28 protein-coding genes are annotated in these 24,477 nt (G+C 71.9%); 12 read left to right on the forward strand and 16 right to left on the reverse strand.

The features are described 5' to 3' along the window. The first annotated feature begins 27 nt into the window (after positions 1–27). Positions 28–1,044 carry a DNA polymerase domain-containing protein gene (locus tag HUT10_RS41240; protein ID WP_176176149.1) on the forward strand — a complete coding sequence of 339 codons (1,017 nt, stop codon included), beginning with the start codon at positions 28–30 and terminating at the stop codon, positions 1,042–1,044. A 3-nt stretch (positions 1,045–1,047) separates the two neighbouring features. Here the strand turns inward: HUT10_RS41240 and HUT10_RS41245 are convergent, their stop codons facing one another. After that, entirely contained in the window at positions 1,048–1,671 is a 624-nt protein-coding gene (locus HUT10_RS41245; RefSeq protein WP_176176150.1) for a hypothetical protein, read from the reverse strand. A gap of 329 nt (positions 1,672–2,000) precedes the next feature. Between HUT10_RS41245 and HUT10_RS41250 the strand changes: the two genes are divergently transcribed. The 3 genes from HUT10_RS41250 (at position 2,001) to HUT10_RS41260 (ending at position 3,836) form a co-directional block, all read left to right on the forward strand. Next, a complete protein-coding gene (locus tag HUT10_RS41250) occupies positions 2,001–2,393 on the forward strand; it encodes a DUF6221 family protein (RefSeq protein ID WP_003068867.1) in 393 nt (130 codons plus the stop codon). A 36-nt stretch (positions 2,394–2,429) separates the two neighbouring features. Continuing rightward, positions 2,430–3,425, forward strand: a complete 996-nt coding sequence (locus HUT10_RS41255) for an LLM class flavin-dependent oxidoreductase (protein WP_254897250.1) — start codon at positions 2,430–2,432, stop codon at positions 3,423–3,425. A 192-nt stretch (positions 3,426–3,617) separates the two neighbouring features. Then, positions 3,618–3,836, forward strand: a complete 219-nt coding sequence (locus HUT10_RS41260) for a S1 RNA-binding domain-containing protein (protein WP_176176151.1) — start codon at positions 3,618–3,620, stop codon at positions 3,834–3,836. Between the two features lie 30 nt (positions 3,837–3,866). On the opposite strand, the gene HUT10_RS41265 is transcribed toward HUT10_RS41260, so the two are convergent. Next, positions 3,867–4,523 carry a maleylpyruvate isomerase N-terminal domain-containing protein gene (locus tag HUT10_RS41265; RefSeq protein WP_176176152.1) on the reverse strand — a complete coding sequence of 219 codons (657 nt, stop codon included), beginning with the start codon at positions 4,521–4,523 and terminating at the stop codon, positions 3,867–3,869. A gap of 19 nt (positions 4,524–4,542) precedes the next feature. Continuing rightward, a complete protein-coding gene (locus HUT10_RS41270; protein WP_176176153.1) occupies positions 4,543–6,096 on the reverse strand; it encodes a CdaR family transcriptional regulator in 1,554 nt (517 codons plus the stop codon). A gap of 118 nt (positions 6,097–6,214) precedes the next feature. On the opposite strand from HUT10_RS41270, the gene pruA reads away from it, so the two are divergent. Together pruA and HUT10_RS41280 are read left to right on the forward strand one after the other, a co-directional pair. After that, entirely contained in the window at positions 6,215–7,843 is a 1,629-nt protein-coding gene (gene pruA / locus HUT10_RS41275) for an L-glutamate gamma-semialdehyde dehydrogenase (RefSeq protein WP_176176154.1), read from the forward strand. Positions 7,844–7,856: 13 nt separating this feature from the next. After that, positions 7,857–8,786 carry a proline dehydrogenase family protein gene (locus HUT10_RS41280; RefSeq protein ID WP_176176155.1) on the forward strand — a complete coding sequence of 310 codons (930 nt, stop codon included), beginning with the start codon at positions 7,857–7,859 and terminating at the stop codon, positions 8,784–8,786. Positions 8,787–8,859: 73 nt separating this feature from the next. On the opposite strand, the gene trxA is transcribed toward HUT10_RS41280, so the two are convergent. After that, a complete protein-coding gene (gene trxA, locus HUT10_RS41285) occupies positions 8,860–9,231 on the reverse strand; it encodes a thioredoxin (protein ID WP_176176156.1) in 372 nt (123 codons plus the stop codon). A gap of 85 nt (positions 9,232–9,316) precedes the next feature. On the opposite strand from trxA, the gene HUT10_RS41290 reads away from it, so the two are divergent. The 3 genes from HUT10_RS41290 to HUT10_RS41300 all read left to right on the forward strand — a co-directional run bounded on the left by HUT10_RS41290 (position 9,317) and on the right by HUT10_RS41300 (position 11,334). Next, complete coding sequence (locus HUT10_RS41290) at positions 9,317–9,559, forward strand: DUF2630 family protein (protein WP_176176157.1); 243 nt, start codon at positions 9,317–9,319, stop codon at positions 9,557–9,559. Positions 9,560–9,696: 137 nt separating this feature from the next. Continuing rightward, the gene (locus tag HUT10_RS41295; RefSeq protein WP_176176158.1) at positions 9,697–10,107 is read left to right on the forward strand and encodes a YciI family protein; all 411 of its coding nucleotides are present in this window, start codon (positions 9,697–9,699) and stop codon (positions 10,105–10,107) included. A 78-nt stretch (positions 10,108–10,185) separates the two neighbouring features. Continuing rightward, a complete protein-coding gene (locus HUT10_RS41300) occupies positions 10,186–11,334 on the forward strand; it encodes an RNA polymerase sigma factor (RefSeq protein WP_176176159.1) in 1,149 nt (382 codons plus the stop codon). A 108-nt stretch (positions 11,335–11,442) separates the two neighbouring features. On the opposite strand, the gene HUT10_RS41305 is transcribed toward HUT10_RS41300, so the two are convergent. The 11 genes from HUT10_RS41305 to HUT10_RS41355 all read right to left on the reverse strand — a co-directional run bounded on the left by HUT10_RS41305 (position 11,443) and on the right by HUT10_RS41355 (position 18,309). Beyond that, positions 11,443–12,990: an alpha/beta hydrolase gene (locus HUT10_RS41305; RefSeq protein ID WP_176176160.1), complete on the reverse strand. Its 1,548-nt coding sequence runs from the start codon at positions 12,988–12,990 to the stop codon at positions 11,443–11,445. A 72-nt stretch (positions 12,991–13,062) separates the two neighbouring features. Next, positions 13,063–14,142 carry an ATP-dependent DNA ligase gene (locus HUT10_RS41310; protein ID WP_176176161.1) on the reverse strand — a complete coding sequence of 360 codons (1,080 nt, stop codon included), beginning with the start codon at positions 14,140–14,142 and terminating at the stop codon, positions 13,063–13,065. Positions 14,143–14,168: 26 nt separating this feature from the next. Further along, a complete protein-coding gene (locus tag HUT10_RS41315; protein ID WP_176176162.1) occupies positions 14,169–14,768 on the reverse strand; it encodes an alkaline shock response membrane anchor protein AmaP in 600 nt (199 codons plus the stop codon). Next, positions 14,765–15,301, reverse strand: coding sequence for a DUF6286 domain-containing protein (locus HUT10_RS41320; protein WP_176176163.1), 537 nt, complete (start codon positions 15,299–15,301; stop codon positions 14,765–14,767). The genes HUT10_RS41315 and HUT10_RS41320 overlap by 4 nt, the downstream gene beginning before the upstream one ends. A 2-nt stretch (positions 15,302–15,303) precedes the next feature. After that, positions 15,304–15,654 (reverse strand): Asp23/Gls24 family envelope stress response protein, encoded by a 351-nt coding sequence (locus HUT10_RS41325; RefSeq protein ID WP_176176164.1) that lies wholly within the window; start codon positions 15,652–15,654, stop codon positions 15,304–15,306. Further along, complete coding sequence (locus HUT10_RS41330) at positions 15,651–15,827, reverse strand: hypothetical protein (RefSeq protein ID WP_013224542.1); 177 nt, start codon at positions 15,825–15,827, stop codon at positions 15,651–15,653. Before HUT10_RS41330 ends, HUT10_RS41325 begins: the two co-directional genes overlap by 4 nt. A gap of 29 nt (positions 15,828–15,856) precedes the next feature. Continuing rightward, on the reverse strand, positions 15,857–16,090 hold the full coding sequence (locus tag HUT10_RS41335) for a hypothetical protein (protein WP_176176165.1): 234 nt from the start codon (positions 16,088–16,090) through the stop codon (positions 15,857–15,859). Further along, on the reverse strand, positions 16,087–16,524 hold the full coding sequence (locus tag HUT10_RS41340; RefSeq protein ID WP_176176166.1) for an Asp23/Gls24 family envelope stress response protein: 438 nt from the start codon (positions 16,522–16,524) through the stop codon (positions 16,087–16,089). Before HUT10_RS41340 ends, HUT10_RS41335 begins: the two co-directional genes overlap by 4 nt. Before the next feature lie 80 nt (positions 16,525–16,604). Then, a complete protein-coding gene (locus HUT10_RS41345; RefSeq protein WP_176176167.1) occupies positions 16,605–17,018 on the reverse strand; it encodes a hypothetical protein in 414 nt (137 codons plus the stop codon). Continuing rightward, positions 17,018–17,572, reverse strand: a complete 555-nt coding sequence (locus tag HUT10_RS41350; protein ID WP_176176168.1) for an RNA polymerase sigma factor — start codon at positions 17,570–17,572, stop codon at positions 17,018–17,020. The genes HUT10_RS41345 and HUT10_RS41350 overlap by 1 nt, the downstream gene beginning before the upstream one ends. Further along, the gene (locus tag HUT10_RS41355) at positions 17,569–18,309 is read right to left on the reverse strand and encodes a pyrimidine reductase family protein (protein ID WP_176176169.1); all 741 of its coding nucleotides are present in this window, start codon (positions 18,307–18,309) and stop codon (positions 17,569–17,571) included. The genes HUT10_RS41350 and HUT10_RS41355 overlap by 4 nt, the downstream gene beginning before the upstream one ends. Positions 18,310–18,398: 89 nt before the next feature. Here HUT10_RS41355 and zapE point away from each other — a divergent pair, with 89 nt between their 5' ends. Continuing rightward, complete coding sequence (zapE, locus tag HUT10_RS41360) at positions 18,399–19,418, forward strand: cell division protein ZapE (protein WP_176176170.1); 1,020 nt, start codon at positions 18,399–18,401, stop codon at positions 19,416–19,418. Here the strand turns inward: zapE and HUT10_RS41365 are convergent. Beyond that, positions 19,372–19,929, reverse strand: a complete 558-nt coding sequence (locus tag HUT10_RS41365; RefSeq protein WP_254897251.1) for a phosphatase PAP2 family protein — start codon at positions 19,927–19,929, stop codon at positions 19,372–19,374. The genes zapE and HUT10_RS41365 overlap by 47 nt on opposite strands. Positions 19,930–20,012: 83 nt before the next feature. Here HUT10_RS41365 and HUT10_RS41370 point away from each other — a divergent pair, with 83 nt between their 5' ends. Together HUT10_RS41370 and HUT10_RS41375 are read left to right on the forward strand one after the other, a co-directional pair. Beyond that, positions 20,013–20,891 carry an FAD-dependent oxidoreductase gene (locus HUT10_RS41370; protein WP_176176171.1) on the forward strand — a complete coding sequence of 293 codons (879 nt, stop codon included), beginning with the start codon at positions 20,013–20,015 and terminating at the stop codon, positions 20,889–20,891. 296 nt (positions 20,892–21,187) lie between these two features. Further along, complete coding sequence (locus HUT10_RS41375; RefSeq protein WP_176176172.1) at positions 21,188–24,475, forward strand: type ISP restriction/modification enzyme; 3,288 nt, start codon at positions 21,188–21,190, stop codon at positions 24,473–24,475. Positions 24,476–24,477: the final 2 nt, after the last annotated feature.

The following is a 24,477-nucleotide window of genomic DNA, read 5'->3' on the forward strand; positions in this document are numbered from 1 at the left end:
GGGCTTCCGGGCGGCTAGCGTGGCCGCATGCCCAAGAACGGTGATCCGGTCGAGTACGAGGTGGGCGGGCGCACGGTCCGCGTCTCGAGCCCCGACAAGGTGTACTTCCCCCAGCGCGGCATCACGAAGCGGCAGGTCGTGGAGCACTACATCACGGTCGCCGAGCCGCTGCTGCGCGCGATCGGCGAGCGCCCGACGACGTTGAAGCGCTACGTCGACGGCGTCGAGGGCGAGTGGTTCTACGCCAAGCGCGTGCCCAAGGGCGCACCTCCGTGGATCGAGACGGCCGAGATCACGTTCCCGTCGGGCCGCAAGGCGGCCGAGGTGTGCCCGACCGAGCCCGCGGTGTTCGCGTGGGCGGCCAACCTGGGCACGTTCGACTTCCACCCGTGGCCGGTCCGCCGTCCCGACGTCGACCACCCGGACGAGCTCCGCATCGACGTGGACCCGCCGGACCGCGCGGGCTTCGCGGACGCGGTCGAGGTGGCCAGGGTGGTCCGCGAGGTGCTGGCGGACGCGGGCCTGACGGGCTGGCCGAAGACCTCCGGCGGCCGCGGGGTGCACGTGCTGGTCAGGATCCGCCCGGAGTGGGACTTCATCGCGGTCCGCCACGCGGTGATCGCACTGGGCCGCGAGGTTTCCCGCCGGATCCCCGGCAAGGCGACGGTCGCGTGGTGGAAGGAGGAGCGCGGCGGGAGGGTGTTCCTGGACTACAACCAGGCGGCGCGGGACCGCACGGTGGCGTCGGCGTGGTCGGTCCGGGGGACACCCCGCGCGACGGTGTCGACCCCGCTGACGTGGGAGTTGCTGGACGAGGTGGACGCGGACGACTTCGACGTGCTGACGATCCCGGCGTTCTTGAAGGAGCACGGAGACCTGCACGCGGGGATGGACGCGTCGCCGTTCGGCCTCGAGACGGCGCTGGAGTGGTACGAGCGGGACCTGCGGGACCACGGGCTGGGGGAGCTGCCGTATCCGCCGGACTACCCGAAGATGCCGGGGGAGCCGAAGCGGGTCCAGCCGAGCAAGGCCCGGCCGGAATAGGGGTCACGGCTTGCGGCAGCTGACCGCGGTCACGGTCGCCTTCGGGACGACCTTGGTGTTCTTGGTGCTCATGACGGTGCGATCGACGCGGTAGGACGTGCCGCCCTGGGCGTAGGCGGTCTCGATGAGGTCGCCGGACGCGTCCCCCGAGATGCTGTAGGTGATGTCGCACTCCCAGAGCAGGGTGCTCGCGCCGAGGAAGCTGAGCTTCGGCTCGACGACCACGTTGCACCCCGCCGAACCGAAGCACTGCTTGGACTGGACGGCCAGTTCGACCGAGTAGTCCTTGGCCGTCGGCTCGGGGAGCACCGGTTCGGTGGTCGTCGGGACGGCGAAGGCGGGGATCGACGGACTGGTGGTCGCCGGCGCGGCGGCGTCACGCGGCCGGGCGCCGCCGTCGGCGGAGATCCACGTGCCGTCGGGGCCGACGCAGGGGGCGTGCTGCGCCTTGTCGAGGCACGGGCTCGCAGCGACGGTGCCGAACGCGATCGCCAGCACGATGCCCGCGGCCAGCGCGGGCACCACGACGAGCGCCCCGACGACCCACGGCCACTTCCGGCGCCGGGGCGGCGGAGCGGGCGGCGGGAAGTACGGCACCTGCGGGCCGGGTGAGGCCGGAACGGACATGACAACCTCCGTGACTCTGTACTGGCCACAGACGTCTCGGCGGCGCCCGGTGTTACGCAGTGGTGTGAACCACTGCGAATCCGCCACCCCTTGTAACCACGACCACAGCCGTGGCGGTCCTCACCAAAACCCCCGCCCCACCGCGCAATTCCGCTCCGCCGAAAGAACCAATCCGAACAGCGAGTGATCACTCAAGCGCCCGCTGTCGCCTTTCCGGTTACAAATGTTGCACGGCCGAACTCGATGTCACGATCTTGGTCTCCGACGGCGTAACGTGCGGTCCCTGACTGGCGACCATCGGGCAGCGGGTTCGAGGAAGGAGGCCGTTCGTGGACGACCTGATCGCTTTCCTCGCGGCGCGCGTGGGCGCGCGGCAGGCGTTGATCATGCAGGCCGTCAACAAGGCGAAGGCCGGCGAGGCGATGAACCGCGGCGAGACGAAGGTCGCCGTGGAGCAGAAGATCCGGGGGCTCACCGATCTCGAGCTCGACGTGGTCAACCAGATGATCAACGAGATCGAGGCGACCCGGCGGATCCTGCTCGCCCACCGCACCACGGTGTCGGAGAAGGTGCCCGGTTTTCCGCTCTACGGCAGCGAATACTGGTGTGAAACCTGCCACGTGCCCGCCGACGAGGCCGGCTCCAACTGGTGCCTCACCCTGCGCCTGCTGGCCCTGCCCTACGCAGACCACCCGGAGTACAGCGAGCGCTGGCGGCCCTGACGGGAATCCCGCCGGACGCCGGGCGTTGCACCCGGCGTGAGGTTCTCCGTGCTCGACCGCTCGCCCGTGCGGCGGGATCGCGGGCCCGCGCAGGCGCTGCGGGACACCGTCGCCTTCGCCGCGGGCATCGAACGGCTGGGCTACCACCGGTTCTGGGTGTCCGAGCACCACGGCGTGCCCGGCGTTGCCGGCTCCGCGCCGACCGTGCTGGCCGCCGCCGTCGCCGGGGCGACCAGCCGGATCCGGGTCGGGACCGGGGGTGTCATGCTGCCCAACCACCGGCCGCTGGTCGTCGCGGAGCAGTTCGGCGTACTGGAAGCGCTTCACCCCGGCCGGATCGACATGGGGCTCGGCCGGTCCGTCGGCTTCACCGGCGGCGTCCGATCGGCGCTGGGGCACGGCAAAGAGGCCGCCGACGACTTCGGCGCGCAGGTCCGCGAGCTGCTCGGGTTCTTCACCGGGGAACACGCTTACCCCGGCGTGCACGCCTACCCCGCCGAAGGCCTGCGCGTGCCGCCGTTCCTGCTGGCCACCGGGTCCGGTGCGGACCTCGCCGCGGAGCTCGGGCTGCCGCTGGTGATCGCGCCGGTGCGCGGTGAAGCGGCACTGGCCGAGGCTGTGACGCGGTACCGGGACGGGTTTCGCCCGTCCGAGTGGGCGCGCGAACCGTACGTCGTCGTCTCCTCGGCGATCGCGGTGGCGGACTCCGCGGCGGCCGCCCGCCGCCTGCTCGTCTCGGAGGCCTGGGCGACGGTCTATTCGCGCTCCCACGGCGTCTTCCCGCCCCTGGACCCGCCCGGCGACGTCCTCGCGGGACCGATGACCGACCGCGAGCGACGGCGGCTCGAAGAGACGCTGGACAGCCAGATTTCGGGCACGACCGCCGAAGTGGCCGACCGGCTGGGCCGGCTCGTCGCGCTCACCGGCGCGGACGAAATCCTGGCCACGACCGCCGCCCACGACCAATCCGCGCGGTTCGATTCCTTCGCCGCGCTGGCCGAACTGGCGGGGCTGTGTCAGCCCATTTCCTGATCCGCCGATATCGCGTCAAAGAATTTCGGCGCGCATTCCGGTGGTACGATTTTTCGCGTGACTGCCGGGTCGGCCTCGAGCCGTGAGCAGACGGGGTACCCGGCTGTGCCGTGACCTCCGGGCGGCCCCGCGGGCCGCCGCCTCCTCGCCCACACCCTGATCGGGACGTGCGCGGAAGGGAGGTGAAATCGCATGACCCCGTGGCAGGAGTTCCTCGCGGCCCACGCCGAGGGCGGCGTCCTCGACGGCGTCGTGGTCCGGGTGGTGCCGTTCGGTGCGTTCGTCGAGGTCGCGGACGGCATCCACGGCCTGCTGGTGACCGACGCGGCACCGGAAGCCGGAACGCGGCTGCCGGTCCGCATCGAAGCCGTCGACGTGGAACGGCGCCGGTTCAGCCTGGTGAAGGCGTGAGGTGAGCCGGGTGAGGCAGGGCGCCCTGCCTCACCCGAGCACCAGCGGCAGCCGCGCGGCCAGGTCGCCCAGTGCGGCGCGCTCGGCGGCCGTGGCGTTGCGGCGCCCGGTGGCCACCAGCAGCACGTCCTCGTCCGGCATCGACGCCGGGAACCGCGCCCCCGCGATCTTCTCCACCATCGCCCGCGTCCGCGCCAGCCCCTCCGACGGCGGCCCCGCCACCGACGGCACGTGCGCCACCAGGTCCAGGTGGTGCAGTGTCCACTCCAGCACGTACGCCGCCAGGTAGTCGCCCGCGGTCAAGACCATTTCCTGCGTCGACACCCGCATGCCCGGGTCCGCCAGGTCCGCCGCCCGGCCGGCCGCCGATCCCACGTCGTCCAGGTGGAACTTCAGCAGCGCCGGGTCCTCGTACGCCGCCGCCAGCCGGACGATCAGCGCCGACAGCGGGTCTTCGCCCGAGGGAAGCGAAGAAGACACCGCCCAGTACGTGATCGCGTCGTGCGTCACCGGCGAGGACGCCGGGGTGGCGAGGGTGATCAGCACGTCCTGCGCGTCGATCACCAGGTGGCAGACCAGGTCCCGGACCAGCCACCCCCGGCAGCCGGACGGCTTCGCGAACTCGGAGCCGGGAAGGGCCGCGACCGCGGCGCGCAACGCCGCCCACGTGCGCGAAAAAAGATCCACGCGCGCGAAGCTAGCAGGGTCACAGCCGCAGCTGCAGCTCAGTTAGAAGCCGTTGCGCCGGGTCGTCGAAGTCCACTCCGGACACTTCGGCCGCGCGCCGGACGCGGTACCGGACGGTGTTCGGGTGGATGTTGAGCACCCGGGCCGCCGCGCGGACGTCGCCGAACGCGTTCAGCCAGGCCAGCACGGCCGGCACGAGGATCCCGCCGTGTTCCGCGTCGTGCTCCACCAGCGCCGTCAGCCGCGGGTCGCGGATGCGCGGCTGCGAACTCAGGTAGGCCAGCACCTCCGAGAGCAGCACCTCGGCGCGGACGTCGGCCAGCGAAGCGACGTCCGCGGCCCAGTTCCCGCGGGTCATCGCCGCCAGGACGCGGTCGGCGTCGCCGCGGGACGCCGCCGCCTCCGACAGCCGGGGGACGACGCCGCCGAGCGCCGCGCGGACCGGGACGTCCAGGTGACGGCGGGCCGTCGCGGTGATCTCGCGGGCCAGCGCCAGCACCGCCGCGTCCGAGTGCTCGGGCAGGTCCGGCAGCAGCGCGTAGACGCGGCCGCCGATCACGCTCACCAGCGCGCTGCGCCGGTAGGCCGCGGTGTGGACGGCGATCAGGTGGACCAGCTCGGCCCGCCGCAGCTGCCGGTTGTCCGACCGTTCCAGCGAAAACGCCAGCACCTGCGCGGGCCGCGCCGGGTCCGCCCCGATGTCGTCGGCGACGGACTCCGCGTCCAGCCGGCCTTCCAGCAGGCTGGCCAGGAGGTCTTCGCGCAGCCGCAGCTCCGGGCTGGGCAGCGTGCGGGCCCGGATCAGCTGCGGGGCCAGCGTGCGGCTCGCTCCGAGCAGCGCCGTCTCGGCCCGTTCGGTGAGCGGCTGCGCGCCTTCCTGGACCCAGATGGTGCCGAGCGGCTGCTTGCCGGCGTGGATGCCTGCCGCGATGCGCCGCCGGATGCCGAGCTCGGGGCGCTCGTCGATCCGGACGATCCCTTCCCCGGCGCGAAGCCGCTGGTAGACGCCCCATTCGCGGAGCATCGCGAGGTAACGCTCCGGCCCCTCGCGACCGAGGATGGACAGCCGCCGCAGCTCGTCGACCTCGTCGCCGGCCCGGGAGTACGCGAGCACGCGGTTCGCCGTGTCCTCGATGCTGACCAGGCCGCCGGTGAGCGTCGCGATCGTCTGGGCCAGCGCGAACAGGTCGCCGAGCACCTCGCCGCTGGCCGCTTCGCCGCCCGCGCGGGCCGCTTCGACGACCCCGCGCGCCAGCGACTCCACCTGCTCCCAGCGCGCCTCCGCGCCGACCGTGAGCAGCGCGACGCCCGCGTCGGCGGCGACGTCGGCACCCGTGGCGCCCTTGACCGCCACCGCGGCCGCGCCGCCGCGCCCGGCCGCGCGGATGGCCGCGGCCGCCGCCCGGCCGCGGGCGCCGATCACCAGCACCAGGTCGCCTGCCGAGGCTTCGAGCGGGTCCTCGGGGTCGAGGATCACGACGTCGGAGACCGGAACGCCCAGGCCGTGCGGAGCCACGACGACCTCGACGAGCGGCTCGCCCAGTGTCGCCAGGACGTGGCGCAGCGACGTCACGGCAGCGTTATCCGATCAGCCAAGCTCACCCGGGCGATTTTAGCCGATCGGACAAGCCGCCGGAGCGTGTCCGGAGTTACCGTTCGGGGCATCTGAACGACGAAGCAGAGGAGCCGCCGTGGACGCCGTGACCCAGACCCCCGCCCCGAAGAACGAGCCGGTGCTGACCTACGCGCCGGGCAGCGCTGAGCGCGCGGAACTCGAGGGTGCGCTCAAGCGGCTGGGCCAGGCGGAACCGGTCGACCTGACCGTCACCATCGGCGGCGAGCAGCGCCCCGGTGGCGGCGAGAAGATCGACGTCGTCCAGCCGCACAACCACGCGCACGTGCTGGGCACCATCCACAGCGCGACGCAGCAGGACGCGAACGACGCCATCGCGGCCGCCGCGAAGGCCGCGCCGGAGTGGCGCGCGTTGTCCTACGACGACCGCGCCGCGATCCTGCTGCGCGCGGCCGACCTGCTCACCGGCAAGTGGCGCGCCACGCTGAACGCGGCCACCATGCTCGGCCAGTCCAAGACCGCGACGCAGGCCGAGATCGACTCCGCCTGCGAGCTGGCCGACTTCTGGCGCTTCAACGTCGAGTTCGGCCGCCGCATCCTCGCCGAGCAGCCGATCAGCTCGCCGGGCGTGTGGAACCGGATGGAGCACCGGCCGCTCGAAGGCTTCGTCTACGCGATCACGCCGTTCAACTTCACCGCGATCGCCGGCAACCTGCCCACCGCGCCCGCGCTGATGGGCAACACCGTGCTGTGGAAGCCGTCGCCGACGCAGTCGTTCGCCGCGCACCTGACCATGCGGCTGCTCGAAGAGGCCGGCATGCCGCCGGGCGTGATCAACCTGCTGCCGGGCGACGGCAAGGCCGTCTCCGAGGTCGCGCTGACCCACCGCGACCTGGCCGGCATCCACTTCACCGGCTCGACCGCGACCTTCCAGCACCTGTGGGGCACGGTCGGCGCGAACATCGCCGGCTACCGCGGCTACCCGCGGCTGGTCGGCGAGACCGGCGGCAAGGACTTCGTGCTCGCGCACGCCTCCGCCGACGTCGACGTGCTGCGTACGGCGCTGGTCCGCGGCGCCTTCGAGTACCAGGGCCAGAAGTGCTCCGCCGCTTCGCGCGCGTACATCCCGCGCAGCGTCTGGAACGAGCTCAAGGACGGCCTGGTGGCCGAGACCGAGGCGCTGTCCTACGGCGACGTCACGGACCTCTCGCACTTCGGCGGCGCGGTCATCGACCGGCGGGCGTTCACCAAGCACGCCGGCCTGTTCGACCGCGTGAAGAACGACGCGTCCGTCGAGGTCCTCACCGGCGGCACCGCCGACGACAGCGTCGGCTACTTCGTGAAGCCGACGATCCTCGTCTCGGACGACCCGAAGCACGAGATCTTCTCGACCGAGTACTTCGGCCCGATCCTGTCGGTGTTCGTCTACGAGGACGGTGGCTTCGACGACGTCCTGAAGCTGATCGACACCTCCGCCGCGTACGCGCTGACCGGCGCGGTCATCGCCAACGACCGCACGGCCGTGGCGAAGGCGTCCGAGGCGCTGAAGTTCGCCGCGGGCAACTTCTACGTCAACGACAAGCCGACCGGCGCGGTCGTCGGCCAGCAGCCGTTCGGCGGGGCGCGGGCCTCGGGCACCAACGACAAGGCCGGCTCGGTGTTCAACCTGCTCCGCTGGACGAGCCCGCGCTCGGTCAAGGAGACGTTCGTGCCGCCGACCAGCGTGCGTTACCCGCACCAGGGCTGAGAGGGAGACCGTCATGCTGCGTGCCCCGCTGCTCGCCGCCGCCCGTTCGCAGGGCATCCGGCGGCTCGTCGAGGCCGTGCCCGCCACGCGATCCGTGGTGCGCCGGTTCGTCGCCGGGTCCGAGACCGCCGACGCCGTGCGCGTGGCCAGGGAACTGGCCGCCGACGGGCGCCGGATCACCCTCGACCACCTCGGCGAGGACACCACCGACGCCGCGCAGGCGGCCGCGACCGTGGCGGCCTACGAAGCCGTGCTGTCGGCGCTGGCGGCCGAGGGGCTGGCCGAAGGGGCCGACGTCTCGGTGAAGCTGTCGGCGGTGGGGCAGTTCCTGCCGTCGAACGGCGAGGACGTCGCCCTGGAGAACGCGCGCAAGATCTGCGCGGCGGCCGAGGCGGTCGGCGCGACGGTCACGCTCGACATGGAGGACCACACCACCACGGACTCGACGCTCGGCATCCTGCGCGAGCTGCGCGGCGAATACCCGTGGGTGGGCGCGGTGCTGCAGGCCTACCTGCGGCGCACCGAGCAGGACTGCCGGGAGCTGTCCGGGCCCGGCTCGCGGGTGCGGCTGTGCAAAGGTGCCTACGCCGAGCCGGAATCGGTGGCGTTCCCGGAGAAGTCCGAAGTGGACAAGTCCTACGTCCGCTGCCTGCGCGTCCTGATGGCTGGCCAGGGCTACCCGATGGTGGCCTCGCACGACCCGCGGATGATCGAGATCGCCGCCGCGCTGGCCGAGCAGAACGGCCGGACCGACGACGACCACGAGTTCCAGATGCTCTACGGCATCCGGCCGGAGGAGCAAGCGCGGATCGCCGCCTCGGGGGCACGGATGCGCGTCTACGTGCCCTACGGCGACGAGTGGTACGGCTACTTCATGCGGCGGCTGGCCGAGCGGCCTGCCAACCTGGCGTTCTTCCTGCGCGGGCTCGCCACCCGGTCCTGAACACGGCTGTCTCGAACACGGCGAAGGCCGCCCCTGTGGTTTCCCGGGGGCGGCCTTCGCCGTGTGGTGGTGGTCAGGCCTGTTCGGCCTCGGCTTCGGCGGCCTTGCGCTTGACCTCGTCCATGTCGACCTCGCGGGCCTGCTTGATCAGGTCCTCGAGGGCGGCTTCGGGCAGCGCGCCGGGCTGGGCGTAGATCAGCGTCTTGTCCCGGATGATGGCCAGCGTCGGGATCGAGCGGACGTCGAAAGCCGCGGCGAGCTGCTGCTGCGCTTCCGTGTCGACGCTCGCGAAGACGATGTCCTCGTGCTTCTCGGAGGCCTTTTCGTAGACCGGCGCGAACTGGCGGCACGGCCCGCACCAGCTCGCCCAGAAGTCGATCAGGACGAACTCGTTGTCGGTTACCGTCTGGTCGAAGTTCTCGGCGGTCAGCTCAACGGTGCTCATGCCCTGGTCAACGATCCGCGCCCGGCGGGAATTCCCGGGTGCGGGGTAGCGTCTGGACGAGCGCACCCGCGAAGAGGAGGAACAGATGGCCGACGGTGAGATCCTGGGCCGGATCGACGAGCTGATCGCGGAGGAGCACGAGCTCCGCTCGCGGTCGGTCGGCGTGGGCCTCGACGGCGACGACCGCACCCGGCTCACCGCGGTCGAGCAGCAGCTCGACCAGTGCTGGGACCTGCTGCGCCAGCGGCGCGCGAAGGCGGAGTTCCACGAGAACCCGGACGAAGCCGAGGCCCGTCCGGTGTCCGAGGTGGAGTCCTACCGCCAGTAACCGGGCTTTCGCGGCCGTCCCGCCGATCAGGGCGGCCGCGAAAAACCTCTTCCGGTGATGTCGAAACGCCGGAACCGGCTCCGTCCCCGGGGTGAGAGCGGCCAGAATGGGCCGTCCGACCCCGAGGGAGCACCACGATGGCCAAGTACCTGCTGCTGAAGCACTACCGCGGCGCGCCGGCCCCGGCCAACTGCGACACGACGATCGACCAGTGGACGCCGGAGGAGATCGCCGCGCACGTCGAGTACATGCGGGACTTCGGGGACAAGCTCGTGGCCACCGGCGAGTTCGTCGAGCACCAGGCGCTCGCCCCGGAGGGCACCTTCGTGCGCTACGACGGCGAGGGACGGCCGCCGGTGACCGACGGCCCGTTCCCCGAGACCAAGGACCTCATCGCCGGCTGGACGGTGATCGACGTCGACAGCTACGAGCGGGCCCTCGAGCTGGCCGCCGAGCTGTCGGCGGCGCCCGGCCCGAACGGGGAGCCGATCCACGAGTGGCTCGAGCTGCGCCCGTTCCTGGCCGCGCCGCCCACCATCACGGAATGACGGTGGGCACCATGGTTCCGCCACGGCTCTTCGTCCGCGGGATCGTCGTCGCGCCGGCCGAGCGGATCGGCTGAGCTCGTGGACGAATCCCTGCTCCGCAGCCTCACGCCGGGCGTCCTGGCCGTCCTCGTCCGCCGCGGCGCCGAGTTCGCGGCGGCCGAGGACGCCGTCCAGGAGGCGCTCGTCGAAGCACTGCGCGTCTGGCCGTGCGACGCGCCGCGGGACCCGAAGGGCTGGCTCGTCACCGTGGCGTGGCGGAAGTTCCTCGACGCGACCCGGGCGGATGCCGCCCGGCGGAGGCGCGAGGACGTCGTGGACGCCGAGGTGCCGCCCGGGCAGGCGACGGCCGTGGACGACACGCTGCAGCTGTACTTCCTGTGCGCGCACCCGTCGCTGACGCCGTCGTCGGCGGTCGCGCTCACGCTGCGGGCCGTCGGCGGGCTGACCACCCGGCAGATCGCGCAGGCGTACCTGGTGCCCGAAGCGACCATGGCGCAGCGCATCAGCCGGGCCAAGCGGACCGTGTCCGGCGTGCGGTTCGACCGGCCCGGCGACGTCGCGACCGTGCTGCGCGTCCTCTACCTGGTCTTCAACGAGGGCTATTCCGGGGACGTCGACCTCGCCGCCGAAGCGATCCGGCTGACCCGGCAGCTCGCGGCGTCGATCGACCACCCGGAGGTGGCCGGCCTGCTCGCCCTGATGCTGCTGCACCACGCCCGGCGGCCTTCCCGCACGACGGACGGCGGCCGCCTGGTCCCGCTGGCCGAGCAGGACCGGTCCCGGTGGGACACCGCGCTGATCACCGAGGGGGTTGCCGTCCTGCAGCGGGCGTTGTCCCGTGACCGGCTGGGCGAGTTCCAGGCCCAGGCGGCCATCGCGGCCCTGCACGCCGACGCGCCGGACGCCGCGGAGACCGACTGGGTGCAGATCGTCGAGTGGTACGACGAGCTCGTCCGCCTGACCGGCAGCCCGGTCGTGCGGCTCAACCGCGCGGTCGCCGTCGGCGAAGCGGACGGCCCGCGCGCCGGGCTGGCCGCACTGGCCGAGGTGGACTCCGCGGTCCCGCGTCACACCGCGGTGTCGGCCTACCTCCACGAGCGCGACGGCGACCTGGAGACGGCGGCGAAGCTGTACGCCGACGCCGCGGCCAAGGCGTCCAGCCTCGCCGAAGCCGACCACCTCACCCGCCAGGCCGCCCGCCTCAACACCCGCAACTCGCGTGATTGAACCCGTGACCCGCGTGATTGGAGCCGTAACTCGCGAGTCACGGCTCTGATCACGCGAGATCCGGCTCTGATCACGCGGGTCACGGCTTTGATCACGCGAGTTGCGGGGTCACGCGGGGCAGAGGGTGCCGTCGGCGGGGATCTTGCCGTCGACGAGGAAGGCGCGGGCCGCGTCCGTGACGCAGGGGGAGACGCCGAGGGCGCCGTGGCCTGCTCCCTGCCAGGTGATCGTCACCGCGGAGGGCATCTGGTCGGCCGCGCGGGTGCTGCCCACCTGGGGCGTGACCGGGTCGGTCGCGGTGGCCGCGACCAGGATCGGCGGGACACCCTGCGCGCCGGGGGCCGGCAGCGGCTCGGTGCGCACCGGCCACGGGCCGCACCAGGCCAGCTGCTGGGCGACGACCGCGCCGAACTGCGGGTACTTGCCGCGCATCCCGGCCACCACCTGGTCGAGCTGGTCGGCCGAGAGCCGGGTCTGGCTGTCGTTGCAGCGGGTCGCGATCGTCGCGTCGATGCGCGACGGCTGGGCCCGCGAGTCGTGCAGCACCGGCGCCGCGAACGCGGCCAGCGGGCCGGTGTTCCCCGAGCCCGCCGCGGCGATCGCGTCCGCCAGCTCCGGCCACCGCGCCCGCTGCGAGAGTCCCGCGTAGACAGCGAACATCGCGATGCCGGGGCCGAGACTGACGTTGTCGCCGATCGTCGCCGGGCTGCGCCGCAGCTGGTCGGCCAGCGCCGTCAGCGCCGCCGTGGGGTCGCCGAGGGCGCAGTGCCGCGACGCGCAGTCCGCCGTGAACGCCTCCCAGGTGGACTGGGCGCCGGCGGCGACCGCGTCGAGGACGGCGGCCGTGTCGGCACCCGGGTCGGGCACGCCGTCGAGGACCACGCGCCCCACCTGGCCGGGGAACCGCACCGCGTACTCGGCCAGCACCTTCGAGCCGTCGCCGTGGCCGAGCGCGCTCAGCCGTTCCATGCCCAGCTGCTTGCGCAGCTCGTCGAGGTCGCCCGCGGCGCGCCAGCTGTCCAGTGCCGTCTGCGAGTCGTCCAGCTCGATCGCGCACTGCTGGCCGGCCTTGCGCGCGGCGTCCAGCACGTCGCCGAGGCCGCCCTGCGCGGGGTCGGCGGCGATGAGGTCGGGCCGGATGTCGGCCGGGATGCACTGGGCGGCGCCGGAGAGCCCGGTGCCGCGGCGGTCCAGGCCGATCAGCGAGAACTTCTCCAGGAACGCCGGCGGCAGCGTGGCGGCCAGCCGCGCGGCGTACACGGTGCCCGGGTCGCCGTCGACGTCGTTGACCACGACCAGCGGCACCGGCCCGCTGCCCGCCTTCAGTGCCAGCAGCCGCACCACCGACCGCCGCGGCTCGCCGGGCGAGTCGAGCGGCGCGGTGACGCGGGCGCAGGTGAAGTGCAGGGTGTCCGGGACGCCGGGGGTGCCGATGCGCTGGCGGGTGTCGTCGTCGCAGTCGGCCCACTTCAGCGTCGGCGACTGCGGTTCGCCCAGCGGCGGCAGCGGGACGCCGGGCGTGCGGGCGGGCGTGCCGCCGGTCGTCTTCCCGTCGTTCTCGACCAGCGCCGGGCGCACCGACGGCCCGGCGGCGCAGCCCGCGGCCGCGGTCAGGACGAGCAGCGCGGCCAGGAGACGGGTACGGCGGCGGCGCACGGGCGGGATCCTCACGTCGGACGTCGATCAAGGGGGCAGGCCGAGCTTCGCACGGCCGGTGTGGGACGCGGGTTAGCGGGTCCGCACCACCTGGCCGCGGAAGACGGCGTCGAGGTCGTAGCGGGCGGGTTCGTCGAGCTGGCCGTAGTCGCACGACGCGGGTTCGCGGTCGGGCCGCCACCGCACGAACCGCGCGTTGTGCCGGAACCGCGACGGCATGCCGCCTTCGGTGTTCTCGTAGGCCACCTCGACGACCCGCTCGGGCCGCAGCGGCACCCACTCGTGTTCGGTGGCGCGCCAGCGGGTGATGCCGCCGGGGATGCGCTGGGCCTCGCCGGTGGCCCGGCCGCCCCACGGGTGGTCCTCGCCGTCGGTGATCAGCGGGGCGAGCTCTTCGGCCAGCTCGCGGCGGCGTTCTTTGGGGAACGACCCGACGGTGCCGACGTGGTGCAGCACGCCCTTTTCGTCGTGCAGGCCGAGCAGGAAGGAGCCGACCAGGTCGCCGGGTCCGCCGTCGACGTGCCAGCGCAGCCCGGCGAGCACGCAGTCCGCGGTGCGCACGTGCTTGTACTTGAGCATGGCGCGCTTGCCGGGCGTGTACGGCTCGTCGAGCGGCTTGCCGATGACGCCGTCGAGGCCCGCGCCTTCGAACAGCTCGAACCAGTGCCGCGCGGTCTCCGGGTCGGTGGTGGCCGGGGTGAGCGGGAACCGGTCGCCTGCCAGCTCGACAAGCCGTTCGCGGCGCACGGAAGTGGGCTCGTCCATCAGGACGTCGTCGTCGAGGGCGAGCACGTCGAAGGCGACGAACTCCGCGGGCTGCTCGCCGGCCAGCAGCGTGATCCGGCTTTCCGCGGGGTGGATCCGTTCGGTGAGGGCGTCGAAGTCGAGCCGCCCGCCCCGCGCGACGACGAGCTCGCCGTCGAGCACGACCCGCGGCGGCAGGATGTCCAGCAACCGCGCGACCGCCTCCGGGAAGTACCGGTTGAGCGGCTTCTCGGCGCGCGACTGCAGGTAGAGCTCGTCGCCGTCGCGGAAGACGATGCAGCGGAAGCCGTCCCACTTCGGTTCGAACAGCAGGTTCCCGGCGTCCGGGATGGCCTTCGCGGGCTTGGCGAGCATCGGCTTCAGCGGCGGCTGCAGCGGTAGGGGCATGCCCGCATTCTGCGGAAAACCGCGGCTCAGCGCACGCGTTCGGCCGGGCTCGTGTCGAGTTCCACGCGGACCGCGGTGGGCAGCGAATCCAGGCCGAGCGAGGCACGGGCCTGCTCGAGCACCCGGGCGTCCAGATCCGACCAGACCGCCTTGAGGTCCGTGCCCTCCCGCAGCCACAACGTGATGCGCAACGCCGGAGAAGTCCGCGAGCCCACCGCGCGGACCCTGGCGCGGCTCACCCCGTCGAGCCGCTCCGCGTCCGTCCGGACCGCGTCGGCGATCGCGGTCGCGGTGACCACCAGTTCCGCGCCCTCCGTGCGGTCGAGGTCCAGGTCCGGGCGCTGTTCCGGGCGCAGCGACCGCACCGCCCACCGCAGCCCGAGGACGAACAGCAGCACGCCGAGCACGATCGCGGCGATGCGGGCGGGTGTCGCGTGGCTGCCGAGCCAGCCGACCGCGATCGGGTCCAGCAGCGGGCGGCGGCCGCGGAACTCGCCGAGCCCGCCGAAGCCGACCACCAGGGCCAGCGCTCCTCCGGTCAGCGCCAGCAGCCCGACCAGGAAGGTCAGCGCGCGTTCGCCGGTGTACGACCGGGACAGTGCCTTCGCGGCGATCGACTTGCTCATCGGCGGTCCTTCGGCGAATCGACGACGACCGTCACCTTCGGCCGCCGTACCAGCGGAAGCTCGTCCAGCAGCGCCGACACCGCGGCGAGCAGGCGCGGCCGCAGCTCGCCTTCGGTCTCGAGGCTGCTCTTCGCGCGGACGCGGACGCGGCGGGCGCTCGCGGTGACCGACGCGCCCGCGACGTTGTCCTGCGCGCGCACCGTCAGCCCGACCAGCCGGGCCAGCGACCGGGGTGACGTCGAGACGCTCACGTCGTCGGCCGGGTCGGTCAGCCGCACCGCGCGGCTGCCGGCGGCGAGCGCGCACACCACCAGGACCAGCCCCGCGGCGGCCACGACACCGGCCCCGACGCGCACCGCGTAGGCGTCCCAGCCCAGCGCCGCCAGCTCGGCCTGCCAGCGCGGCCACGGCACCACCAGCGGCGCCGCCGAAGGACGCCACCAGTGCCAGCCGACCTCCAGGGCCAGCAGCGCGCCGGCCGCGGCGAAGGCCAGGCCCAGCAGGGTGGCGAGGATGCGGACGAACGGGCGCACGGCTACCGCACCCTCGGCGCGGCGTCCGGCAGCAGCGCCGACACCGTCACGGCCAGGGTCCGCACGCGGTAGCCGGTGAGCAGCTCGACCTCTTCGGTCACCTTCGCGCGCACGTCGCCGACGACCGCGCGGACCGCCGCCGGGTAGCGCAGGGCCAGGTCGAGGGCGAGGTCGACGTCGTTGTCGTGGCCGCCGACCTTGGCCTTCGGGCCCTTCTTGCCGTCCCGCGCGGTACCGGGCACCTGGCCGGCCGCGTGCTGGGCGACCTTGCGGACCACCGCGTGCCCGATGGTGAGGGTGCCGCGCTCGGCCGGTTCGGCCAGTTCCCGCGGCACGTCGAGGGCGGGGCTCACTTGTCGCGGCCCTTGCCGAACAGCTCGCCGAGGTCGAGTTCGCCGTCGAGGACCCGGCCGGCGACGAGGCCGATGATGCCGACGGCCAGTGTCACCAGGAACGCGGTGAACCCCTGGGTGGCGGCGAGGCCGAGGATCAGCCCGGCCAGTAGCCCGGTCTGCGTTGCGTTCACATGTCCTCCTTGGACTGGGACGGAAAAGCTCAGCGCACCCGGGGCGGGCGGCGGCGGAAGCGGGCGAGCACCGCGGCGAGGCCGCGGCGGCGGCGCACGAAGGTCACCGGGGCGTCGAAGCGGGCGTCCGGCGCGGGCTCGCGGAAGCGCGCGAGCCCGGCCGCGAACTCGGCCGGGTCGCCGCCGACGTCCGGGTGGTGCGCGCGCACGAACGCCCGGAAGGCCGCGCGGCCCTCCGGGTCCCGTGGTTCGCGGGCGGTCACTCCACCCGCGTCGATTCGGGCTCTTCCTCGCCCGGCAGGAAGATGTCGTTGACCGAGATGTTCACCTCGATCACCTCGAGGCCGGTGATCTGCTCGACGGCGGTGATCACGTTGCGCCGCACCGTGCGGGCGACGTCGGTGATGCGGGCGCCGTACTCGACGACGAGGTCGAGGTCGATCGCCGTCTGCTTCTCGCCGACCTCCACCGACACCCCGGTCGTGGTGACGGTGCCGGAGCCGGGGATGCGCTCGCGCAGCGCGCCGATCGCGCGGGACACCCCGCCGCCGCCCAGCGTGTGCACGCCGGCGACTTCGCGGGCGGCCAGGCCGGCCACCTTCTGCACGACCAGTGACGAGATCGTGGTGCGGCCGGCGGCGCCTTCTTCGTTGAGCGGGGTGACCGTGCCGGGGCTTTCGGTCCGTTCCGGGTGCATGCGCGCAGGCTCCTCTCGGCGGGTTCTCGCCCTTACGATGCCCGGAGCCGCGGAACCCTCACGCAAGGTCCCCGAACGGGTTAATCCCGGCCCGGGTGGACGTCCACGACGTGCACGTTCACCACCGCCGCGACCCCCAGCTGCCGCGACAGCTCCGCGGTGATCCCCTGCCGGAGCGCCTCGGCGGCCGCGTCGGCCACCACGCCGAACCGGACCGACACCAGCACCTGCACGGCGTCGTCGTCGACCGCGACCGCCGAGATCCGCACGCCGGCCGGGGCCCGGTCGACGGCGATCGTGCGGGCCAGCCGGTCGACGACGCCTTCGGTGACGCTGAGCCTGCCCTCCGCGCCGGGCACCTCCACCGCCGTCCGGCGGCTGCGCGCGACCGTCCGCAGCACCCGCTCGACCAGGCCGGGCGGGGTCGGCACCCGGCGCCGGGCCGCCGCGCGCACGGCGTCCCAGCGGGGGTCGGACTCGGGATCCTCGGTCATCACCGCTCCCTCAACTCGGCGAGCAGGGCCACCCTGGCCCGGTGCAGCCGGGAGCGCAAGGCGCCGACGTTCACGTCGAGCACTTCGGCGACCTCTTCGTAGCTCAGCCCTTCCAGCTCGCGCAGCACCAGCGGCACCCGCTGGGACACCTCCAGCCTGCCGACCGCCCGCAGCACGGCGTCGACCTCCTCGGCCCGCACGACCCGGCCTTCGGGGCCCGGCACCGCCGCGGCGAGCAGCGCGTTGTCCACAGTGGACTTCGGGTCCGGGTCGTCGAGCGAGACCGTCGGACGGCGGCGGCGCAGCACGGCGAGCGCGCTGTTGGTGACGACGCGGTAGAGCCACGTCGACACCGCCGACTCCTGCCGGAACCCGGCGAGGGACCGCCACGCGGCCAGCCACGCCTCCTGGACGACGTCCTCGGCTTCGGCCGCGCTGCCGGTGATCCGCAGCGCGACCCGGTACATCCGGGGCGTGTGCTCGCGCACCAGCGTGCCGAACGCGGTGTCGTCGCCGCCCGCGGCCCTGGCGAGCAGTTCGGTGTCGTCGCTCACCCGGCGTCCCGGCGGTAGCGCAGGAACGTGAAGCCGTCCTCGACCAGGATCGAGGCCAGGGCCAGCCGGCGCGGCGCGGCGGGCGCGGCGCCCGCGGCGATCCGGCCCGCGGTCCCGGCCACCAGCAGCGGCGCGACGGTCAGGCACAGCTGGTCGACGAGGTCGTCGGCGACGAGCCGGGCGAACAGGCCGGGGCCGCCTTCGCAGGCGACGCGGCGCAGGCCGCGCGCGGCGAGCAGGTCGAGGGCCCGGGCGAGGTCGACGTCTTCGGTACCCGCGCGCAGGACTTCGGCGCCGGCGGCTTCGAGCGCGCGCGTGTCGGCGGTGTCCGTGGTGACCACGATCGGGGGAACGACGGTTTCGGTGAACAGCCGGGAAGCGGGGTCGAGCTCGGCGGTGCGGGTCACCACGGCGATCGGCGGGACGGTCGTGAAGCCGAGCCGCCGACGGCGCTCCAGGCGCTTCGGGCCCGCGACGACGCCGCGGTAGTTCTCGGCGCGGGCGGTCCCGGCGCCGACCAGGACGACGTCGGCGAGGTCGCGGCCGAGCAGGAAGACCCGCCGGTCGGCGGCGTGCGAGAGCCCGGCGGACGTCGTGTCGATCTCCACGGCGCCGTCGGCGGAGGCGACGAAGTTCACCTGCACCCAGGGCCGGTCCAGGCCCTCGGGGTAGGCGTAGATCTCCTCGAGGTCCGAACTGCTCAGTTCGCCCGTCCGTTCGGGCCACGCACGCTGCACCCGATCATCCCAGCACGGACGTGAATCGCGTCTCTACCGGGGGATATGCCCGCTCGTCGGTACCCGGGGCGTGGCTAGGCTCTGCGACCATGCCCGCGCACCTGACCGGCCGCCGTCCCGAGCTGTCCGCCGACGAGCTGATCGGCGCGCTGGTGCCGCCGCCGCGCTTCGACGCCGTCCGGTTCGACACCTACCTCCCGAACCCGGACGAGCCGAGCCAAGCCGCCGCGGTCGAGGCGTGCTCGGCGTTCGCGGGCAAGGTCGGCGCGCGCCGGGAGAAGAAGCGGTTCAAGCTCTTCGGCGGGCCTTCCGAGCCGGCCGGGCCGATGGGGCTCTACCTCGACGGCGGCTTCGGCGTCGGCAAGACCCACCTGCTCGCTTCGACGTGGCACGCGGCGCCGTCGCCCAAGGCGTACGGCACCTTCGTCGAGCTGACCCACCTGGTCGGCGCGCTGGGCTTCGCCGAGGCCGTCCGGCGGCTCTCGGAACACCGGATCCTGGCCATCGACGAGTTCGAGCTGGACGACCCGGGTGACACCACGCTGGTCACCCGGCTGCTGCAGGAGCTGATGGACGCCGGGGTGTTCGTCGCGGCGACGTCGAACACGCTGCCGGAGAAGCTCGGCGAGGGCCGGTTCGCCGCCGAGGACTTCCTGCGCGAGATCCAGACGCTGTCGGCCCGCTTCGGCGTGGTCCGCGTCGACGGCCCGGACTACCGCCACCGCGGCCTGCCGGACGCACCGCCGCCGGTTTCGCCGGAGGAGCTGGAGTCCTCGGCCGCGGCCCACGAAGGGTCCACTGTGGACGACTTCGACGCGCTGTGCGCGCACCTGGCGGAGCTGCACCCGTCCCGCTACGGGCGGTTGCTGGACGGCGTCACCCGCGTGCACCTGCGCGGCATCCACCCGGCGCCGGACCAGAACGTGGCGCTGCGGCTGGTCGCCTTCGCCGACCGGCTCTACGACCGGGCCATCCCGCTGGTGGTCTCGGGCGAGCCGCTGCCGTCGCTGTTCACCGACGAGATGGTGAACGGCGGCTACCGCAAGAAGTACCTGCGCGCGGTCAGCCGGTTGACGGCGCTGGCTCGCGATGCGGTGCCGGCCAGCTGACCAGCACGACCGCGACGGCGAACAGCGTCCCGCCGACGACGTCGGTCAGGTAGTGGTAGCCCATGCCGACCAGCCCGGCGGCCGCGGCGAGCAGCGTCACCGCGGCCAGCACGCCGACGAAGACCCGGCGCGTGACGAGGACGAGCACGGTCAGCACCGCCACCAGGCTCACCGTGTGGCCGCTCGGGTAGACCAGGGTGTCGTTCTTCCACCGGTCGTAGAGCGGTTTGAGCACCCAGCTCGTCAGCAGGATCGCCAGCACGGGCACGGCGAGGGCGAGCGCGGCCTCCAGCCGCCGTCCGGCACGCAGGCAGAGGACGACCGCGAGCAGGCCCAGCGCGAGCACGACGTACGGCTCGGTCGGGAAGACGAGCGCCCGCAGCACGCCGGGACCCAGGGGCGCGACGGCCGCGTCGGCGGCGCGGTCGACCGCGCCGGGCGTGGTCCCGCCGGCGAACGGCAGGCCCAGCAGCAGCGCGAGCAGGCCACAGACGGCGGCGGTCGTCCTCACCCGGCCGAGGGTAGCCGGGGCCCCGGGAGGCGCCGGGCACCGCGGGTGCGTCACGATGCGGGGGAGCGACCTGGGAGGAGCGGATGCGGGTCACAGTCGCCGGAGCCGGGATGGTCGGGCTGACCAGCGCGTACCGGCTGGCGGAAGCGGGACACGAGGTGACGGTGGTGGCGGCGGCCCCACCCGCGGAGACGACGTCGGCGGTGGCCGGCGGAGTGGTGTACCCGCCGGGCCGGAGCCCGGACGAGCGGCTCGTGCGCTGGACCGCGGCGAGCCTCGAGGTGTTCCGCGGGCACGGCGCGCCGGGCGTGCGCTTCCGCCGCGGCCGGATCCTGCTGCCCCCGGGCGCACCGGACCCGCGGTGGCTCGCCGCGGTCGGCGACCCCGTCCGCGACGGCGACCGCGTCGAGCTCACCACGGCGGTGATCGACACGCCGGTGTACCTGGCGTGGCTGCTCGCCGGGGTGCGCGCGCTGGGCGTGCGGGTCGAGCACCGGACCCTGACAACGCTGTCCGGCCTGCCCGCGGACGTCGTGGTCAACGCGGCGGGCCTCGGCGCGGGCCCGCTGGCGGACGACGCCTCGATGGTCCCGGTGGGCGGCCAGGTCGTGCACGTGACCGACCCGGGCGTGCCGGGGTTCGTGGTCGACGAGACGGGCCCGGGCGTGACGTACGTGATCCCGCACGGAGACCACGTGGTGTGCGGCGGAACGGAGGAGCCGGGCCGCGACGACACCGACCCGAACCCGGGCGTGACGGCGGACATCCTGCGCCGCTGCCGCGAACTGGAACCCCGGCTGGCGGGGGCGGAGGTGCTGCGGTCACTGGTGGGGCTGCGCCCGTTCCGGCGGGAGGTGCGGCTGGAGCGGGTGGGCGACGTCGTGCACTGCTACGGGCACGGGGGAGCGGGGATCACGCTGTCCTGGGGCTGCGCGGCGGACGTCGCCTCGCTGGTTGGCTAGCCGGAATTGAGGGGAAATTACGGACCCGTTTTGGTGGTGGCCGGTGGTAAACTGGTCAAAAAGTGGACGAAGTACAGGTCTGTAATTAGGTGAAGACCGCTCGAATGGTGGTTCCGCCGCGAGTCCGTATCCCGATCAGTATGTTGTCGTGATCTTTGCTGACTCTTCGCAATCGTGCGGCTTTGTGATCATACACGTTAGGCCGAAGACAGTCCGGTTGAAATCAGGTGAATTTGATCTGTCGGGTTGTCTTTTTGGCAGGAGGGTAAATGCCCCGAAGCCGCACGGTCGGACTCATGATCGGAACCACGGTCATCGAAACGGTCATCGCCGAGTTCGGGCGAGAAGTCACCAGCAAGCTTCTGACTGGTCACGGATCGAAAGAAGATCACCTGCGCGGCCCGTTCGAGCGCATGCTTGCGGCGATTGCGGGGAGTTTGGGTCTCAAGATCACGAGTATCGGTGAGACGCGTCTCCCCGATCTCTCGATCCGTCCCGACTACGCGATCGACGTTGCGGGCGCTCGTGCCGGGTACGTCGAGTTGAAGAAGCCCGGCCACGGTGTTCCGGACACCTGGACGAAGGCAAGCAAGCACGATCTCGAGCAGTGGGATAAGTTTCAGCGGCTCCCGAACGTGCTCTACACGGACGGGGAGCAGTTCGCGCGCTACCACTTCGGCGAACTGCAGGGCGTGGTGGCCAGGCTCGAGCCTGGCCTCGATCGTGCCGGCAGCAAACTCCACACGGTCGGCACGGACTTCGCGCGGGTGCTCACCGATTTCCTGCTGTGGGAACCCGAACGGCCACGTACGTTGGACCAACTCGTCCGCCTGATCGCCAACCTCTGTGGCTTGCTCCGGGACGACGTGGTCGCCGAAATTGCGCGAGAGAAATCCGGAAAGTCGAAGGCGCAGACCTTCCTCGGGCTTGCGGAAGACTGGCGGCGAGTTCTCTTCCCGACTCTGTCGGACATCGAGTTCGCGGACCAGTACGCGCAAACAGTCACCTTCGCGCTCCTGCTGGCTCGGGTCGAGGGCGTCAGCTTTCCCGGACGCTCCATTGGTGAGATCGCTCGCCTGCTCGGAAAGAAGCACTCGTTCATGGGGCGTGCGCTCACGGTTCTCACCGATCAGCCGGAAGAGGAGCAAAGTGTCGCGCTGACCACCATGGTCAGAGTGCTGAGTGTAGTCGATTGGGCAGAGTTTCCCGATGACACCTACGCGATGCTGTACGAGCGCTTCCTCGGCATGTACAACCCGACTCTGCGTCGGGCGAGCGGTGTCTACTACACACCGTCATCCCTGGTCGCCTTCATGACCAGGTTCGTGGACGACGTGCTGCGATCACGATTGGGACGGAGCCTCGGGTTCGCTGACAAGGACGTCATCGTCGTCGACCCGGCAATGGGCACGGGAAGCTTCCTGGCGGAGGTCGTCAACAAGGTCGCTGCCACGGTTGCGGACGAGGAAGGGCCGGGTGCCGTTCCAGCGAGCCTACGCGAGTTGTCCAAGAGGCTGATCGGCTTCGAAAACCAGGCTGCTCCGTACGCGGTCGCTGAGCTTCGAATCCACAGCTTGCTCAAGAAACGCCACCGCGCGGAGGTTCCCGCTTCGGAACGCCGGTTTCTCGCGGACACCCTCGACGACCCCGACGTTCAGCACCTGCCGTTGGGGCGGATGTACGAGGTCATCGAGCGGTCACGACGAGGTGCGAACCAGGTCAAGCGTGAAGAGCCGGTCATGGTGGTGATCGGCAACCCGCCGTTCGTCGACAAGGTGAAGGGAACCTCGCCGTGGATCGAGTCTGCGAGCTCGCTGGTCGCAGCGCCGAGTCTTCACGCGTTCAAGAAGCCCGGCAACGGTCGTCTGGAGTACGTCCTTTCGAACAAGTACATCTACTTCTGGCGATGGGCGACTTGGAAGGCCTTCGATGCGCATCCGGCTGACCCTGCCGGTGTTGTCGCCCTGGTGTGCCCCGCAGGTTTTGCGACCGGTCCGGGCTTTGCGGGTATGCGCGAGTACCTCCGGAGGACGGCGGACGAAGGCTGGTTCATCGACCTGACGCCGGAAGGCCACCAACCGCCGATATCGACGCGCTTGATCCCGGTGAATCAGCAACCGATATGCGTGGCGATCTTCATCCGCCGAGGTACACCGAACCCTGATGTACCGGCTCTGATCCACCGGGTGAGTGTATCCGGAAGCGCGCAAGAAAAGGCCGCTGCGCTGGACCGACTGCAAGTGGACGCCACTTGGGCCACTTGCGTCGAAGACTGGGCTGCACCGTTCAGGAGTGTTGGTGACGGACGCTGGAATTCGATGCCTGCGCTCCCCGATCTGATGCCCTGGCAGTCGCCGGGAGTGAAGCCCAACCGGACCTGGGTGTATGCGCCGGATCGGTCTTCGCTCAACCAGCGCTGGGTTACCCTCGTGCAAGCTGATGTGGGCACTAAGTCTGCATTGTTCTGTGAAAGTCGCGACGCGAACTTGAGGCGACTGAATCCACCTCTCCCGGGTTACCCGTCATTGGCGTCACCGTTCATCGAGGAGCGCGGTGCTCCGCCGCAACTGGCTCGCGTCGGATTTCGATCCTTCGATCGGCAGTGGATACTCCCGGACGCCCGGCTCCTGGCCACTCCGCGTCCTCCTCTGTGGTCCGCCGTCGGGGACCGGCAGGTCTTCGTAGTGGAGCAGCATCTCCACGACATCGGTACCGGACCCGGATTGGTCTTCTCCAGTCTCATACCCGATATGCATCACTTCGCCGGACGTGGTGGCCGAGTCTTGCCGCTTTACCGCGATCCGGCGGGTCGCAATCCGAACCTTTCGCCCGGTCTGCTGCGGCTTCTGGCCAATCTGCTTGACCTCGACGTGATGCCGGACGATCTGGTTGCGTACCTGGCAGCCGTCGTCGCCCACCCCGCTTTCACCCGCCGGTTTGCAGCTGATCTCAAGACTCCGGGCATCAGGATTCCGCTCACGTGCAGTTCGAGTTTGTGGACCGACGCGGTTCAGGTCGGTCGCGAGGTAGTGTGGCTGCACACCTATGGAGAGCGTTTTGCCGACGCCTCGGCTGGTCGCCGAGCCGGTCCACCGAAGATGCGAGCCGGTCGCCCCGCGGTGCGAGTGGGCATTCCGGACACCGAGGACGGCATGCCGGAGCACATCGCCTATGACGAGCTGACACGGACCCTGAACGTCGGGGACGGACGTATCTCCCCGGTCTCCCCTGAGGCTTGGAACTACAAAGTCGCCGGGATGTGGGTCGTCAAGCATTGGTTCGGCTACCGGAAGAAGAACCCGTCCGGGAACCGGAAGTCGCCGCTTGACCACATCATCGCGACCACATGGACGCCCGCCATGACGACCGAGTTGCTCGAGTTGCTGAACGTTCTCGAGCTTTGTGTCGCGCTCGAGCCGCGACAAGCTGCGCTGCTGGACGAGATCATGGCGGGACCGCTGCTCACGGTTGACGACCTCACCGAGGCTGGAATCCTGCCGGTAACTGCCGCAGCCGAGGCCCCACCCAAATCTGGGGCGGAACCCGACCTGTTCTCGCAGCAGGATCCCGAAGGCTCTGACTGAAG

The sequence above is a fragment of the Amycolatopsis sp. Hca4 genome, assembly GCF_013364075.1.
GTDB lineage: Bacteria > Actinomycetota > Actinomycetes > Mycobacteriales > Pseudonocardiaceae > Amycolatopsis.